Raw genomic sequence first — 15230 nt, 5'->3', positions numbered from 1 at the left:
AAAATTAGTCAGCTTTTTCCTGTGCGGCCTCTTCGCGGGTGAACCCGCTCCCACAAGCACCCCACAGCATTCAGGCCTGTCGAGATTCTGTGGGAGCGGGTTTACCGGCGAAGAGGCCGGCACAGGTGAAACTCAGTCCATCGGCGGCAACCGCCGCTTCACGGGGGTCTTCTTGATGATCGCGGTATTGGTCTCGGCCACCGTGTAGAGGCGGTCGAGCAGGGTGTCCAGTTGCTCCATCGAGCGTACATGCAGCCGGGCGATGAAGCAGTCCTCGCCAATAACCTTGTCGCACTCGGTGAACTCTGGGATGGCGATGATCTGCCGTTCCACCTCCTGCAGCTGCCCGGGTAGCGGGCGGATGCGCACGATGGCCTGCAGCTGGTAGCCAAAGGCGCGCGGGTCGACGTCTACGGTGTAACCGCGCAACACGCCGCGCTCCTCCAGGCGGCGCAGGCGTTCGCTGACGCTGGGCGCCGACAACCCGCTGATTTGGGCCAGGGCCTTGAGCGAGCGGCGCGAGTCTTCCATCAGCGCGTTGATCAACAGTTGGTCGATGGCATCGGTCATGGTTACCTCAATCAGGTTTTTCGCGTGATTTACCTTGATAATAAAGGCAAACATCTCAATCTGCCTTCGTTATCAGCTGGAAGGCGGGCCGGCAACCTTTGCATACTGTGCCCATCGCCAACAGGAGGTTTGAGATGGACAATTCATTGCGTCGTGGCTCGCTGGAAATGGTTGCCGCCATGCTGATTTCCGGGACCATCGGCTGGTTCGTGCTGGTATCCGGCCAACCGGTGCTAGAGGTGGTGTTCTGGCGTTGCGTGTTCGGTACCGTAACCTTGCTGGCGATTTGCGCGGGGTTCGGCTTCCTGCGGCCTGGCGTGATCAGCCGCACGGCGTTCCTGCTGGCGATTGCCAGCGGTGTGGCCATCGTCGGCAACTGGGTACTGCTGTTCGCCTCCTACTCGCGGGCGTCGATCGCGATCGGCACGGCGGTGTACAACGTGCAGCCGTTCATTCTGGTGGGGCTGGCGGCAGTGTTCCTGGGCGAGAAGATCACCCTGGCCAAAGTCACCTGGCTGAGCGTGGCGTTCCTCGGCATGCTGGCCATCGTCAGTGCCCATGGCGCGGGGCAGGGTGGCGGTGAGGACTATTTGCTGGGCATTGCGCTGGCGCTGGGGGCGGCCTTCCTGTATGCCATCGCGGCGTTGATCATCAAGCGCCTGAGTGGCACGCCACCGCACCTGATCGCGCTAATCCAGGTGGCCACGGGTGTGTTGTTGCTGGCGCCGTGGGTCAAGCTTGGCGGGTTGCCGGGTGAAGTGCCGGCGCTGGCCAGCCTGGTGACCTTGGGCATGGTGCACACCGGCTTGATGTATGTGCTGCTGTACAGCGCCATCCAGCGCTTGCCTACGGCGTTGACCGGGGCGCTGTCGTTCATTTACCCGATTGCGGCGATTCTGGTGGACTGGGTGGCGTTCGGGCACCGGTTGGCGCCGTTGCAATGGCTGGGGGTGGCGTTGATCCTGCTGGCGGCGGCGGGAATGCAGCAGGGGTGGTGGTTCCGGCCAGCGCGGGTTGTGGCCGAGGAATGAGGTGGTTTTGCGGGCCCTTTCGCGGGTAAACCCGCTCCCACAGGATCACCACAGGCCCGAACCGTGTGCAGCACCTGTGGGAGCGGGTTTACCCGCGAAAGGGCCCGCAAGGTAGAATGCCGCTTTTGCCAGCCTGCGACCCATGATGACTTCGCCGATCCAGACTCTGGAGCAACACCTGCTCGCCGCCCTCGACCCTGCCCCGCAGGAAACCCGCCGCCTGTTCCACGGCCGTGGCCGCTGCTGGGCGGGCCTGGAGCAGGTCACCGTCGACTGGTTGCAAGGGGTGCTGTCGGTCGCCCTGTTCCGCGAGCCGCCTGAAGGCCAGCTGGCCGAACTGGAGGCCATGTTGCGCACTCTTGCCGAGCGCCCGCAGTGGGCTGGCCAGGCCATCCTTGTCCAGCATCGCTACCTGCCCGACAGTCCGGGCCAGTGGCTGCTGGGCGAGCCGTGCCAGCAGCGCGAGGTGGTCGAGGACGGCCTGACCTACCTGCTGGACCTGGGCGTTCGACAGAACAATGGCCTGTTCCTCGACATGCGCTATGGCCGGCGCTGGGTGCGCGAGCAGGCGGCGGGCAAGCGCGTGCTGAACCTGTTCGCCTACACCTGCGGTTTCTCGGTGGCGGCGATTGCCGGTGGCGCCGAGCAGGTGGTGAACCTGGACATGGCCAAGTCGGCATTGTCCCGGGGTCGGGACAACCACCGTCTGAATGGCCACGATGCGTCGCGGGTGGCGTACCTGGGGCACGAGCTGTTCAAGTCGTGGGGCAAGGTGCGCAAGTACGGGCCTTACGACCTGATCATCATCGACCCGCCGACCTTCCAGCGCGGCAGCTTTGTGCTGACCCAGGATTACGCGAAGATTCTGCGGCGCTTGCCGGAGTTGCTGAGCGAAGGCGGGACGGTGCTGGCGTGCGTGAACGACCCGGGGATCGGGCCGGAGTTCCTGATCGAGGGGATGGCGGAGCAGGCTCCGTCGCTGGCATTTGTCGAGCGGCTGGAGAACCCGCCTGAGTTTCCTGACGTGGACCCGGCGGGGGGCTTGAAGGCCCTGGTGTTCCGCCAGGTCTGATGTTGCCCTTGCTGGCCTCTTCGCGGGTAAACCCGCTCCCACAGGTACCGTGCAAAACCTGAGGGCTGTGGGGTACCTGTGGGAGCGGCTTTAGCCGCGAAGAGGCCGGTAAGGCTTACATCAATTACTGGTTGTTGGTGTAGATCTGGTCAAACACCCCACCATCATTGAAGTGGGTCTTCTGCACGGTGCGCCAGTCACCAAAGGTCTTCTCAACCGACAGGAAGTCCACTTTCGGGAAACGGTCGGTGTACTTGGCCAGTACCGTCGCATCACGCGGGCGCAGGTAGTTCTGTGCGGCGATTTCCTGGGCGGCTGGCGACCACAGGTACTTCAGGTATTCCTCGGCCGCGGCCTGGGTGCCTTTCTTCGCCACCACCTTGTCGACCACGCTAACCGGCGGCTCGGCTTCGGCCGACACGCTCGGGTAGACCACTTCGAACTGGTCGCGGCCGAACTCGCGGGCGATCATTTCGGCTTCGTTCTCGAAGGTCACCAGCACGTCGCCGATCTGGTTGGTCATGAAGGTGGTGGTGGCGGCACGGCCACCGGTGTCCAACACCGGCGCCTGCTTGAACAGCTTGCCGACGAAGTCCTTGGCCTTGTTTTCATCACCGCCTTGCTTGAGCACATAGCCCCAGGCCGACAGGTAGGTGTAGCGGCCGTTACCCGAGGTCTTGGGGTTGGGCACGATTACCTGCACGCCATCCTTGAGCAGGTCGGGCCAGTCTTTCAGCGCCTTGGGGTTACCCTTGCGCACGATGAACACAGTGGCCGAGGTGAACGGCGCGCTGTTGTTCGGCAGGCGGCTGACCCAGTTGTCCGGCACCAGCTTGCCGTTGTCGGCCAGGGCGTTGATGTCGGTGGCCATGTTCATGGTGATGACATCGGCCGGCAGGCCATCGATCACCGCTCGCGCCTGCTTGCTCGAGCCGCCGAAGGACATCTGCACATTGACCTTTTCGTTGTGCTCGGCTTCCCAGTGCTTCTGGAAGGCCGGGTTGTAGTCCTTGTAGAAGTCGCGCATCACGTCGTAGGAAACGTTGAGCAGGGTGGGGGCGGCCTGGGCGAAATTGCCCAAGGCAAGGCCTGCGGCGAGCAGCGAGGCGGTGAAGAGTTTTTTCACGTTGCTTCCTTGTTAGCGAGAAGGTGTTGGCAGTTTGCCTGCGACTATAGCGGGTGGGTTTGTGGGGGTTAAAGAACAAAAAACACTTTGGTTATGCTTCTGCCCGTGCCGGCCCTTTCGCGGGTAAACCCGCTCCCACAGGGACCGAACAGGGTTCAGGCCTGTGGTGATCCTGTGGGAGCGGGTTTACCCGCGAAAGGGCCGGCACAGGCGGCATCATTGCTTGGGAAACAGCACATTCCCACATCGGGAACAGAACGCCGCGCCATGCTCATGGTTCTTCTTGCTGCAGGTGGGGCAATCGTGCTGCAGCTGCTCCCCGCGCATGGCGTTGGCCAACTCGGCGGTAAAGATCCCGGTTGGCACGGCGATGATCGAATAACCGGTAATCATCACCAGCGACGAGAGCACCTGCCCCAGCGGCGTCTTCGGCACAATGTCGCCAAAGCCCACCGTGGTCAGGGTAACGATGGCCCAGTAGATGCCCTTGGGGATGCTGGTAAAACCATGCTCAGGCCCCTCGATCACATACATCAAGGTGCCGAACACCGTCACCAGGGTCGATACGGTCACCAGGAACACGATGATCTTCTGTTTGCTGCCGCGCAGCGCCTCCATCAGGTAATGGGCCTGTTTGAGGTACGGGCTGAGCTTGAGCACACGGAAGATTCGCAGCATCCGTATCACGCGGATGATCAGCAGGTACTGGGCGTCGCTGTAGTACAGCGCGATGATCCCCGGCACGATCGCCAGCAGATCGACCAGGCCATAAAAGCTGAAGGCATAGCGCAGCGGCTTGGGCGAGCAGTACAGGCGGGTGAGGTACTCGGCCAGGAAGATAGCGGTAAAGCCCCACTCGATGCCGGCCAGCAGGCCGGCGTAGCCTTGGTGCACTTCGTCGATGCTGTCGAGGATGACCGTGACCAGGCTGGCCAGGATGATCAGCAGGAGGATCTTGTCGAAGCGTCTTCCAGCCACGGTATCGGTCTGGAAGACGATGATGTAAAGCTGCTCGCGCAGGCTCGCAGGGTTGTTCATTGGCTCGTTCCACAAAAGCGATGGGCTGAGCCTAGGGGCTGTAATTCAGCTGTGCAAGCCGCTGGCATCGCGCTGCCTGGGCTGGGCCAGGTGGCAGCCCAGGTGCATCAGCCAGCAGGCGGCGACGAAGGGCGCGGTCAGGCCGGGCACCGGTAGCAGCTTGAACAGAGGCTGTAGCAGCAGGGCCAGGGCGATGGCCAGCAGTGTCACCCACGGCTTTTCACCCTGCCTGCTGAACGCCAGTGCCGCCAGCGCTGCGTTGAAACCGTACAGGCCCAGCCAGGCGGCTTGTGCCTGGTCGGCGAACAGTGCCACGCCGCCGCCGATGGCCGAACCGATCACTGCCCACATTGCGGCATAAGGATTGGCAATGAACATGCCGATGATGATCAGCAGACCGGCCAGTGGCTGGTCGAGCAGGAAGATCTGGCCTACGCCGCGCGCCACCGCGTACAGCGGATCGGCTTCGACGAAGCCGCTGGGCGAGGGGCTGGCGATCAGCAGTATGGCCCAGCCCAGCAGCACGAAGGGGGAGGTGTAGGCGATCAGCAGCTTGCCGCCGCGCTTGCGCCACTGGTGGGTGATGATGCTGGACAGGCCGCCTGCGGCGATGATCAGTGGCGGCAGGATGACCGACCAGGGCAGCACGGCGCTGATCAGGATGCCGATCAGCACGCCGTTGTAGCTGTACAGGCCGGCCTGGCGGTCGGCACGGTCGTAGCCGCGTGCCTGGGCGGTGAGCAGGCCGGCAAGGGCACCGAGCAGGGCGCCACCGACCAGGTCGGGGGCGGTCAGCAGAATGGCCAGCAGGCAGCACAGGCCGCACAGGGGGCTGCGCAGCAGCAGCACTTGGCTGAAGCCGTTGAGTAACGCCGTGGCCCAGTCGGGGCACGGGTTGACGAAATTTTTGGTGTACATCGGGGCAGTCAGTGAGGTTGATGGGGCGCGGTGGGCCTCTTTGGGCCGCGGGTTTTCCGCAGGTCTGGTGTTTCGGTGTACGAGGAGGGCTTTGCCCTCCATTCGCAGCACAAGGCTGCTCCTACAAAGGGAAAACCTCTCGCTGCGTGGGCCCTTTGTAGGAGCAGCCTTGTGCTGCGAATGGGGCGCAGAGCGCCCCCAAACTCTCAGATCAAGGTCTCGATCCGCAGCGTGTTAGTCGACCCTGGCTTGCCGAAAGGCACACCGGCCGTGATCAGCAGCGTGTCGCCACGGCTGGCCATGCCCTGTGCCTGGGCAATCTCCAGCGCAGTGGAAACAACCTCATCGACCTGACGCAGGCGGTCGTTGACCACCGAGTGCACGCCCCACGCCACGCTCAGGCGGCGGGCGGTGGCCAGGTTCGGGGTCAGGTTGAGGATCGGTGCCCGTGGCCGCTCGCGTGCTGCGCGCAGGGTAGAAGCGCCCGACTCGCTGTAGTTGACCAGCACCGCCACCGGCAGGATGCCGCTGATACGGCGGATGGCGCAGCTGATGGCGTCCGACACGGTTGCCTCGGCCTTCGGCCGGCCAACATCGAGCTGGGCCTGGTAGTCCGGGCCGTTTTCCACTTGGCGGATGATCTTGCTCATCATCTGCACGGCTTCCAGCGGGTACTCACCCGAGGCAGTCTCGGCCGACAGCATCACCGCATCGGCACCTTCGGCCACGGCATTGGCCACGTCGGTGACTTCGGCACGGGTCGGTGCCGGCGAGAAGCGCATGGATTCGAGCATCTGCGTGGCCACCACCACCGGCTTGCCCAACTGGCGGCAGGTGCCGATGATGCGTTTCTGGATCTGCGGCACGCTTTCGGCCGGCACTTCCACGCCCAGGTCGCCACGGGCCACCATGATCGCATCCGACAGTTCGGCGATGGCTTGCAGCTGTTCGACTGCCGATGGCTTTTCGATCTTCGCCATCAGGTAGGCACGGTCACCGATCAGCTGGCGTGCTTCGGTGATGTCTTCTGGGCGCTGCACGAACGACAGGGCCACCCAGTCCACACCCAGTTCCAGGCCGAAGGCCAGGTCACGACGGTCTTTTTCGGTGAGCGGTGAAAGGTCGAGCACCGCTTGCGGTACGTTGACCCCCTTGCGATCGGACAGCTCGCCACCGGCCAGCACTTCGGTGTCGATGGCGTCGCTGTGCTTGGCGGTGACGCGCAGGCGCAGCTTGCCGTCGTCCAGCAGCAGGTCCATGCCCGGCTCGAGGGCGGCGATGATCTCGGGGTGGGGCAGGTTGACCCGGCGGTTGTCACCCGGGGTCTTGTCCAGGTCCAGGCGCAGGGCCTGGCCGCGTTGCAATTGCACCTTGCCGTCGGCAAAGCGGCCAACGCGCAGCTTCGGCCCCTGCAGGTCCATGAGGATGCCCAGCGGGTAGTTCAGTTGCTGCTCGACTTCGCGGATCCACTGGTAACGCAGGGCGTGGTCGGCGTGCTCGCCGTGGCTGAAGTTGAGGCGGAAGATGTTCACCCCGGCTTCTACCAGTTGGCGGATATCGTCGATGCCTTTGATCGCAGGGCCAAGGGTGGCGAGGATTTTGACTTTTTTATCAGGCGTCATGATTGGGCAGTCTCGAGAATCAGGATGGCGCGGAAGTCGTTGACGTTGGTACGGGTCGGCTCGGTGACGATCAGCGCATCCAGGGCGGCGAAGTAGCCGTAGCCGTTGTTGTTGTCCAGCTCATCGCTGGCCGACAGGCCCAGGGCTTCGGCACGGGCGTAGCTGGCCGGGGTCATGAAGGCGCCGGCGTTTTCTTCCGAGCCATCGATACCGTCGGTGTCACCGGCCAGGGCGTACACGCCCGGCAGGCCTTTGAGGCTTTCGGTGAGGCTGAGCAGGAACTCGGCGTTGCGCCCGCCACGGCCGTTACCGCGTACGGTCACGGTGGTTTCGCCGCCGGACAGGATCACGCAGGGCGCCTTCAGTGGCTGGCCGTGCTGGACGATCTGCCGGGCGATACCGGCGTGCACCTTGGCTACTTCGCGCGACTCACCCTCCAGGTCGCCGAGGATCAGCGGGCTGAACCCGGCCTGGCGGGCTTTGACCGCGGCGGCTTCAAGCGACTGCTGGGGCTTGGCGACCAGCTGGAAGTGGCTGCGGGCCAGGGCCGGGTCATCGGCCTTGACGGTTTCCGAGGCTGGGTTGTTGAGCCAGTCGATAACGGCCTTGGGCGCTTCGATGTTGTAGCGCTTGAGGATGGCCAGGGCATCGGCCGAGGTGCTCGGGTCGGCCACGGTAGGGCCGGAGGCGATCACCGTGGCGAGGTCGCCCGGTACATCGGAAATGGCATAGGTGTACACCGTGGCCGGCCAGCAAGCCTTGGCCAGGCGGCCGCCCTTGATCGCCGAGAGGTGCTTGCGTACGCAGTTCATCTCGCCGATGGTGGCGCCGGATTTCAGCAGCGCCTTGTTGATCTGCTGCTTGTCGGCCAGGGTCAGGCCTTCGGCCGGCAGGGCCAGCAGCGCCGAGCCTCCGCCGGACAGCAGGAAGATGACGCGGTCGTCTTCACTGAGGTTGCTGACCAGTTCCAGCACACGCTTGGCCACGGCCAGGCCGGCGGCGTCGGGGACCGGGTGGGCGGCTTCGACCACCTCGATCTTCTGGCAGTTGGCGCCATGGCCGTAACGGGTTACGACCAGGCCAGAGACTTCGCCCTGCCAGCTTTTCTCGACCACTTCGGCCATGGCGGCTGCGGCCTTGCCGGCGCCGATGACGATGACCCGGCCGCTGCGGTCGGCGGGCAGGTAGGGTTCGAGGACTTGACGGGGGTGGGCGGCGGCGATGGCTGTGTCGAACAGCTCGCGGAGAAGTTTTTGCGGATCGACCGACATGGCAGGCTCCCAATTATTGTTGTTCTGCAGAATCAAAAACGCCCCTGGAACTGCCTCCGTGCAGGCCGAACCAGGGGCGGGTGTTGCTCGGTACCACCTTTGAACCTGTGGTCGCAGGTTCAAAGGTGTTGGCTTCTTCGCGGGTAAACCCGCTCCCACAGGGGCCTCACAGAGGCTGAAGACGGCGTAAAACCTGTGGGAGCGGGTTCACCCGCGAAGAGGCCGGTGAAGGCTAAAAATTACTTACTTGTCGTCGCGGATCGAGAAGTTGGCCATGTGCTCCAGGCCTTTGATCAGCGCCGAGTGGTCCCAGTTGCCGCCGCCCAAGGCCTGGCAGGTGTTGAACACTTGCTGGGCATTGGACGTGTTGGGCAGGTTGATGCCCAGTTCCTTGGCGCCTTGCAGGGCAAGGTTCAGGTCCTTCTGGTGCAGGTTGATGCGGAAGCCTGGGTCGAAGGTGCCCTTGATCATGCGCTCGGCGTGCACTTCGAGGATCTTCGACGAAGCGAAGCCGCCCATCAGTGCTTCACGTACCTTGGCCGGGTCGGCGCCGTTCCTGGCGGCGAACAGCAGGGCTTCGGCAACGGCCTGGATGTTCAGGGCAACGATGATCTGGTTGGCCACCTTGGCGGTCTGGCCGTCGCCATTGCCACCGACGCGGGTGATGTTCTTGCCCATGGCTTCGAACAGCGGCAGGGTGCGTTCGAAGGCTTTCGGGCAGCCGCCGACCATGATGCTCAGGGTCGCGGCCTTGGCACCGACTTCGCCGCCGGACACCGGGGCGTCCAGGTAGGCAGCGCCGGTAGCCTTGATTTTCTCGGCGAAGGCTTTGGTGGCGGTAGGGGAGATCGAACTCATGTCGATCACCACCTTGTTCGGGCCCACGCCTTCGGCCACGCCGTTTTCACCGAACAGGACGCTCTCGACCTGCGGGGTGTCGGGGACCATGACGATGATGAACTCGGCTTCCTGGGCCACTTCCTTCGGGTTGGCCAGGGCCACGGCACCGGCGGCGATCAGGTCGGCCGGGGCAGCGTCGTGGTGAGTGGAAACGAAGATGCTGTGACCTGCTTTCTGCAGGTTCTGAGCCATGGGCTTGCCCATGATGCCGGTGCCGATGAAACCGATTTTAGCCATGAGAGATTACCTCGTTGTATTTGTTGAATCTCGATGGAGCAGACTGCCCGGGCACCCTGTGGGAGCGGGTTCACCCGCGAAGCAGGCACCGCGGTGGATGGCACCGGCTTCGCCGGTGTTCGCGGGTAAACCCGCTCCCACAGTGTCCTGCGTCCCGCAGAGGGCTGTGCTTAGCCTTTAGATTGCGTTATGGGTCTTCAGCCAGCCCAGGCCCGCTTCGGTGGTGGTCAGCGGCTTGTACTCCGCGCCCACCCAGCCCTGGTAGCCGATGCGGTCCAGGTGCTCGAACAGGAAGCGGTAGTTGATCTCGCCGGTGCCTGGTTCGTTACGGCCGGGGTTGTCGGCCAGCTGGATGTGGTTGATCAGTTTCAGGTTGGCTTCCATGGTGCGAGCCAGGTCACCTTCCATGATCTGCATGTGGTAGATGTCGTACTGCAGGAACAGGTTGTCGCTGCCCACTTCGGCCTGGATCTCCAGGGCCTGTTTCGTGGTGTTCAGGTAGAAGCCGGGGATATCGCGGGTGTTGATCATTTCCATGACCAGGCGGATCCCGGCAGCTTTGAGCTTGTCGGCGGCGTAGCGCAGGTTCTCCACGAAGGTCTTGCGCACGGTGGCGCAGTCCGGGCCTTGTGGGCGAATGCCGGCCAGGGCGTTGACTTGGGTGTTGCCCAGCACCTTGGCGTATTCGATGGCCTTGTCGACCCCGGCGCGGAATTCCTCGACGCGGTCAGGGTGGCAGGTGATACCGCGCTCACCCTTCGACCAGTCACCCGCCGGCAGGTTGAACAGCACCTGGGTCAGGCCGTTGGCCTGCAGCTGCTGCTTGATTTCGGCAGCGCTGAAGTCGTACGGGAAGAGGTATTCGACGCCACTGAAACCAGCATCGGCGGCAGCCTTGAAGCGGGCCAGGAAGTCCTGTTCGGTGAACAGCATGGACAGGTTGGCAGCGAAGCGAGGCATGTTGTGTCTCCTTGCGATGAAGGCCCCCGGCGCCCTCAGGTTGGGGCCGGCACGGGGGCGTCAGGCGATCAGTCCAGCAGCGAGATGGCGGTCGGCGCGTCGTTGCCGACCAGGGCCAGGTCTTCGAACTCGTTGACCGCGTTGATCTCGGTGCCCATGGAAATGTTGGTCACGCGCTCGAGAATCACTTCGACCACCACCGGCACGCGGAACTCTTCGGCCATCTTCTGTGCCTTGAGCAGGGCAGGGGCGATGTCTGCCGGCTCGAACACGCGGAGGGCCTTGCAGCCCAGGCCTTCGACCACGGCAACGTGGTCGACACCGTAGGTGGCCGCGTCGGTGGCGTTGATGTTCTCGAACGCCAGTTGTACACAGTAATCCATGTCGAAGCCACGTTGCGCCTGACGGATCAGACCCAGGTAGGCGTTGTTCACCAGTACGTGCACGTACGGCAGGTTGAACTGCGCACCTACCGCCAGCTCTTCGATCATGAACTGGAAGTCGTAGTCACCCGACAGCGCGACCACCTTGCGTTTCGGGTCGGCCTTGACCACGCCCAGGGCGGCAGGGATGGTCCAGCCCAGCGGGCCGGCCTGGCCGCAGTTGATCCAGTGGCGTGGCTTGTACACATGCAGGAACTGTGCGCCGGCGATCTGCGACAGGCCGATGGTGCTGACGTAGCAGGTGTCCTTGCCGAATACCTGGTTCATTTCTTCGTAAACACGTTGCGGCTTGACCGGTACGTTGTCGAAGTGGGTCTTGCGCTGCAGGCTGGCCTTGCGCTGCTGGCAGTCTTCCAGCCAGGCCTTGCGGCACTTCAGCTTGCCAGCGGCTTTCCACTCGCGGGCCACTTCGAGGAACACGTCCAGTGCCTTTCCGGCATCGGAAACGATACCCAGGTCCGGGGTGAACACGCGGCCGATCTGGGTCGGCTCGATGTCCACGTGCACGAACTTGCGGCCTTCGGTGTAGACGTCGACGGAACCGGTGTGGCGGTTGGCCCAGCGGTTACCGATACCGAACACCAGGTCGGATTTCAGCAGGGTGGCGTTGCCATAGCGGTGTGAAGTCTGCAGGCCGACCATGCCGACCATCTGTGCGTGGTCATCCGGGATGGTGCCCCAGCCCATCAGGGTCGGGATTACCGGTACACCGGTCAGTTCGGCGAACTCGACCAGCTTGTCGCTGGCGTCGGCGTTGATGATGCCGCCACCGGCTACCAGCAGCGGGCGCTCGGCGTCGTTGAGCAGGGCCAGGGCTTTTTCGGCCTGTACGCGGGTGGCGGATGGCTTGTGCACTGGCAGCGGTTCGTAGGCGTCGATGTCGAATTCGATTTCGGCCATCTGCACGTCGAACGGCAGGTCGATCAGTACCGGGCCTGGGCGGCCGGTGCGCATTTCATAGAAGGCCTTCTGGAAGGCGTAAGGCACCTGGCCTGGTTCCAGAACGGTGGTGGCCCACTTGGTGACCGGCTTGACGATGTTGGTGATGTCGACAGCCTGGAAGTCTTCCTTGTGCAGGCGGGCACGTGGTGCCTGGCCGGTGATGCAGAGGATCGGGATGGAGTCGGCGGAGGCACTGTACAGGCCGGTGACCATGTCGGTGCCGGCTGGGCCGGAGGTGCCGATGCACACGCCGATGTTGCCCGGGTTGGCACGGGTGTAACCCTCGGCCATGTGCGAGGCGCCTTCGACGTGACGAGCGAGGACGTGATCGATGCCACCGACTTTCTTCAGGGCTGAGTACAACGGGTTGATGGCAGCCCCCGGGATGCCGAACGCGGTATCTACACCTTCACGGCGCATGACCAGAACGGCTGCATCGATTGCTCTCATTTTGCTCATGGTTTGTGCCTCATCGATTTTGTAATTGTATACAACTTGCTTTGTGCCAGAGTGTATTCACGGCTGGCCGCTCAGGTCAACGGGTTTTCGTCGGCGGATGTCGCTTTCGTTCGAGCGCCCATGAAAACGGGCGTTTGCGCTATCGCATACGATCATTTCAAAATATTGTATACAAAAACATCTTTCGTTGTGTTCTATTTGATCTATCGGTTTTCAACTGCCCTCAGGGCTTCTCACAACAAGAAGAGGACCTTTCCATGAACGCTTTGAACCTGAAAGTCGCGGTCAGCCTTGTGAATGCCGCGCTGGCGGCGGGCCGCAAGATCAATGCCGCGCCACTGACCGTGGCGGTGCTGGATGCCGGCGGCCACTTGCTGGCGCTGCAGCGCGAGGATGGCGCCAGCCTGATTCGGCCGGAGGTGGCCACGGGCAAGGCCTGGGGCGCGATTGCCCTGGGCAAGGGCTCGCGCCTGCTGGCGCTGGATGCGCAGCAACGGCCGGCGTTCTTTGCTGCGCTGAACGGGTTGGGCGAGCGGCCGGTGGTGCCGGCGCCGGGTGGCGTGCTGGTGCGTGATCAGGACGGCAAGGTGCTGGGTGCGGTAGGAATCAGCGGGGATACGTCGGATATCGACGAGCAGTGCGCGATCAGTGCGATCGAGGAGGTGGGGTTGAAGGCGGATGCGGGTGTAGCAGCCTAAGTCTCTATTGCCTGTTCCGGCCTATTCGCGGGTGAACCCGCTCCCACAGGATCATCACAGGCTTGAAGCTCGTGGTGTCCCTGTGGGAGCGGGTTCACCCGCGAAGAAGCCAGCGCCGGGGGTCAGGCTACCTCGGGCTCACAACCCTTGAGTACCATGCGGATGATGGTCTCCGCTGCCGCGTCATAATCGCTGTCGGCAAGCTTGGCCTTGCCAGTCACCGCGGAAATCTGCCAATCGAAATCGGCATAGGTCTGGGTCGCTGCCCAGATGCTGAACATCAGGTGATGCGCGTCAACATGGGCGATCTGCCCGCGGTCGATCCAGCGCTGGATGCACTCGATGTTATGCCGAGCCTGCTCGTTCAGCTGCGCCACCTGGTTCGGCGACAGGTGCGGGGCACCGTGCATGATCTCACTGGCGAACACCTTGGACGCATGCGGCAGGTCGCGGGAAATGCGGATCTTCGAGCGAATGTACGCACTCAGCACTTCCTTCGGATCACCGTCGGCATTGAACGGGGTCGATGCCTGCATGATGGGCGCGATAATACTTTCCAGGACCTCGCGGTAGAGGTTGTCCTTGGATTTGAAGTAGTAATACACGTTCGGCTTGGGCAGGCCGGCCTTTGCCGCGATATCGCTGGTCTTGGTGGCGGCGAAGCCCTTGTCGGCGAATTCCTCGCTGGCCGCGCGCAGGATCAGTTCCTTGTTGCGCTCGCGAATGGTGCTCATGGTCAGGGATCTTCCTCGTGTCTGGCCACCTCTAAGAGGGATCGGGCATGGTAGCACCGGGTTCGACGGGCGCTCAAGGCAGCGGCTTTGGGCTAGAATCCTGGACACTTATTCTTCTGGATGCAGGCAAACATGGCAGGAAGCAGTCTACTGGTACTGATCGACGACATCGCCACGGTGCTCGATGACGTCTCGGTGATGACCAAGGTGGCGGCGAAAAAGACCGCAGGCGTACTGGGCGATGACCTGGCGCTGAACGCCCAGCAGGTCACCGGGGTGCGCGCCGATCGCGAGTTGCCTGTGGTGTGGGCGGTGGCCAAAGGGTCGCTGGTGAACAAGGCTATCCTGGTGCCGGCGGCACTGCTGATCAGTGCGTTCATTCCGTGGGCGGTGACGCCATTGTTGATGCTGGGCGGTGCCTACCTGTGCTTTGAGGGCTTCGAGAAGCTGGCGCACAAGTTCTTGCACAGCAAGGCCGAGGATGACGCCGAACATGCAGCGCTCAAGGAGGCGGTGGCCGATGCCAATGTCGACCTGGTGGCATTCGAGAAAACCAAGATCAAGGGTGCGGTGCGTACCGACTTCATCCTGTCGGCGGAAATCATTGCCATTACCTTGGGCATTGTCGCTGACTCACCATTGAGCCAGCAGATCATCGTGCTGTCCGGGATCGCCATTGTCATGACCATCGGCGTTTACGGGCTGGTGGGTGGCATCGTCAAGCTCGATGACCTGGGGTTGTGGCTGACCCGGAAGGCGTCGCGCCTGGCCCAGGCGGTCGGTAACGGCATCCTGCGAACCGCGCCATACATGATGAAGAGCCTGTCGGTGATAGGCACGGCGGCCATGTTTCTGGTCGGTGGCGGGATTCTGGTACATGGCATCGAGCCGCTGCATCATGCCATCGAGGCGTTCAGCGAAGGGCGTGGCGGGGCGTTGACCGTGGCGCTGCTCAACGGCGGTGTCGGGGTTGTGGCTGGTGCGGTGGTGCTGGCGGTGGTGGGTATTGCGGGGAAATTGTGGCGGGCGGTTCGGCCGGCCACTTGAGTGCCTGGCCGGGGCGTTGCCCCGGTTCGCGGGTGAACCCGCTTGTATGGTTAGACTTGAAGGGGGGGTGGGACTAAATGCCCGATTCTGACTGTTCACAGCAGTACAGACCGTGGGAGACATCGCCCCACCCCTTCCACCAAAGCGCCGATAAAGAATGCA

At 63.1% G+C, this 15230-nt stretch carries 14 protein-coding genes; 4 read left to right on the top strand and 10 right to left on the bottom strand.

The window, feature by feature from the left end:
• Nucleotides 1-132: 132 nt before the first annotated feature.
• On the bottom strand, nt 133-570 hold the full coding sequence (locus tag CAY82_RS23165; protein WP_087503273.1) for an Lrp/AsnC family transcriptional regulator: 438 nt from the start codon (nt 568-570) through the stop codon (nt 133-135).
• Between the two features lie 134 nt (nt 571-704).
• Here CAY82_RS23165 and CAY82_RS23160 point away from each other — a divergent pair, with 134 nt between their 5' ends.
• Nucleotides 705-1601, top strand: coding sequence for a DMT family transporter (locus CAY82_RS23160; RefSeq protein ID WP_087503231.1), 897 nt, complete (start codon nt 705-707; stop codon nt 1599-1601).
• Nucleotides 1602-1746: 145 nt separating this feature from the next.
• On the top strand, nt 1747-2673 hold the full coding sequence (locus tag CAY82_RS23155; RefSeq protein ID WP_087503272.1) for a class I SAM-dependent methyltransferase: 927 nt from the start codon (nt 1747-1749) through the stop codon (nt 2671-2673).
• A gap of 124 nt (nt 2674-2797) precedes the next feature.
• Here the strand turns inward: CAY82_RS23155 and CAY82_RS23150 are convergent, their stop codons facing one another.
• From CAY82_RS23150 to gcl, 8 genes are all read right to left on the bottom strand, one after another.
• Nucleotides 2798-3799 (bottom strand): sulfate ABC transporter substrate-binding protein, encoded by a 1002-nt coding sequence (locus CAY82_RS23150; RefSeq protein ID WP_046615020.1) that lies wholly within the window; start codon nt 3797-3799, stop codon nt 2798-2800.
• A 216-nt stretch (nt 3800-4015) separates the two neighbouring features.
• Nucleotides 4016-4837, bottom strand: coding sequence for an ion transporter (locus tag CAY82_RS23145; protein ID WP_087503230.1), 822 nt, complete (start codon nt 4835-4837; stop codon nt 4016-4018).
• Nucleotides 4838-4882: 45 nt separating this feature from the next.
• Complete coding sequence (locus CAY82_RS23140) at nt 4883-5755, bottom strand: urea transporter (RefSeq protein ID WP_087503229.1); 873 nt, start codon at nt 5753-5755, stop codon at nt 4883-4885.
• Nucleotides 5756-5961: 206 nt separating this feature from the next.
• Complete coding sequence (gene pyk, locus CAY82_RS23135) at nt 5962-7377, bottom strand: pyruvate kinase (protein ID WP_087503228.1); 1416 nt, start codon at nt 7375-7377, stop codon at nt 5962-5964.
• On the bottom strand, nt 7374-8648 hold the full coding sequence (locus tag CAY82_RS23130) for a glycerate kinase (RefSeq protein ID WP_087503227.1): 1275 nt from the start codon (nt 8646-8648) through the stop codon (nt 7374-7376). Before CAY82_RS23130 ends, pyk begins: the two co-directional genes overlap by 4 nt.
• Before the next feature lie 243 nt (nt 8649-8891).
• Nucleotides 8892-9785, bottom strand: coding sequence for a 2-hydroxy-3-oxopropionate reductase (locus CAY82_RS23125; RefSeq protein ID WP_087503226.1), 894 nt, complete (start codon nt 9783-9785; stop codon nt 8892-8894).
• Nucleotides 9786-9962: 177 nt separating this feature from the next.
• A complete protein-coding gene (gene hyi / locus CAY82_RS23115; RefSeq protein ID WP_087503224.1) occupies nt 9963-10745 on the bottom strand; it encodes a hydroxypyruvate isomerase in 783 nt (260 codons plus the stop codon).
• 68 nt (nt 10746-10813) lie between these two features.
• Nucleotides 10814-12589 carry a glyoxylate carboligase gene (gene gcl / locus CAY82_RS23110; protein ID WP_087503223.1) on the bottom strand — a complete coding sequence of 592 codons (1776 nt, stop codon included), beginning with the start codon at nt 12587-12589 and terminating at the stop codon, nt 10814-10816.
• A gap of 257 nt (nt 12590-12846) precedes the next feature.
• On the opposite strand from gcl, the gene CAY82_RS23105 reads away from it, so the two are divergent.
• The gene (locus CAY82_RS23105) at nt 12847-13287 is read left to right on the top strand and encodes a heme-binding protein (protein ID WP_013973539.1); all 441 of its coding nucleotides are present in this window, start codon (nt 12847-12849) and stop codon (nt 13285-13287) included.
• A 122-nt stretch (nt 13288-13409) separates the two neighbouring features.
• Here the strand turns inward: CAY82_RS23105 and CAY82_RS23100 are convergent, their stop codons facing one another.
• Nucleotides 13410-14021 carry a TetR/AcrR family transcriptional regulator gene (locus CAY82_RS23100; RefSeq protein WP_013973538.1) on the bottom strand — a complete coding sequence of 204 codons (612 nt, stop codon included), beginning with the start codon at nt 14019-14021 and terminating at the stop codon, nt 13410-13412.
• Nucleotides 14022-14153: 132 nt separating this feature from the next.
• On the opposite strand from CAY82_RS23100, the gene CAY82_RS23095 reads away from it, so the two are divergent.
• Nucleotides 14154-15068, top strand: coding sequence for a DUF808 domain-containing protein (locus CAY82_RS23095; RefSeq protein ID WP_087503222.1), 915 nt, complete (start codon nt 14154-14156; stop codon nt 15066-15068).
• Nucleotides 15069-15230: the final 162 nt, after the last annotated feature.

This window comes from Pseudomonas sp. SID14000, from assembly GCF_002165135.1.
Lineage (GTDB): Bacteria > Pseudomonadota > Gammaproteobacteria > Pseudomonadales > Pseudomonadaceae > Aquipseudomonas.
Note: the sequence above shows the minus strand (reverse complement) of the source record. Positions and strands in the feature narration are given on the sequence as shown.

Bases quoted from the DNA above. Each gene is read 5' to 3' on its own strand.
- CAY82_RS23165 (WP_087503273.1), bottom strand. From the start codon at position 570: ATGACCGATGCCATCGACCAACTGTTGATCAACGCGCTGATGGAAGAC.
- CAY82_RS23160 (WP_087503231.1), top strand. From the start codon at position 705: ATGGACAATTCATTGCGTCGTGGCTCGCTGGAAATGGTTGCCGCCATG.
- CAY82_RS23155 (WP_087503272.1), top strand. From the start codon at position 1,747: ATGACTTCGCCGATCCAGACTCTGGAGCAACACCTGCTCGCCGCCCTC.
- CAY82_RS23145 (WP_087503230.1), bottom strand. From the start codon at position 4,837: ATGAACAACCCTGCGAGCCTGCGCGAGCAGCTTTACATCATCGTCTTC.
- CAY82_RS23140 (WP_087503229.1), bottom strand. From the start codon at position 5,755: ATGTACACCAAAAATTTCGTCAACCCGTGCCCCGACTGGGCCACGGCG.
- pyk (WP_087503228.1), bottom strand. From the start codon at position 7,377: ATGACGCCTGATAAAAAAGTCAAAATCCTCGCCACCCTTGGCCCTGCG.
- CAY82_RS23130 (WP_087503227.1), bottom strand. From the start codon at position 8,648: ATGTCGGTCGATCCGCAAAAACTTCTCCGCGAGCTGTTCGACACAGCC.
- CAY82_RS23125 (WP_087503226.1), bottom strand. From the start codon at position 9,785: ATGGCTAAAATCGGTTTCATCGGCACCGGCATCATGGGCAAGCCCATG.
- hyi (WP_087503224.1), bottom strand. From the start codon at position 10,745: ATGCCTCGCTTCGCTGCCAACCTGTCCATGCTGTTCACCGAACAGGAC.
- gcl (WP_087503223.1), bottom strand. From the start codon at position 12,589: ATGAGCAAAATGAGAGCAATCGATGCAGCCGTTCTGGTCATGCGCCGT.
- CAY82_RS23105 (WP_013973539.1), top strand. From the start codon at position 12,847: ATGAACGCTTTGAACCTGAAAGTCGCGGTCAGCCTTGTGAATGCCGCG.
- CAY82_RS23100 (WP_013973538.1), bottom strand. From the start codon at position 14,021: ATGAGCACCATTCGCGAGCGCAACAAGGAACTGATCCTGCGCGCGGCC.
- CAY82_RS23095 (WP_087503222.1), top strand. From the start codon at position 14,154: ATGGCAGGAAGCAGTCTACTGGTACTGATCGACGACATCGCCACGGTG.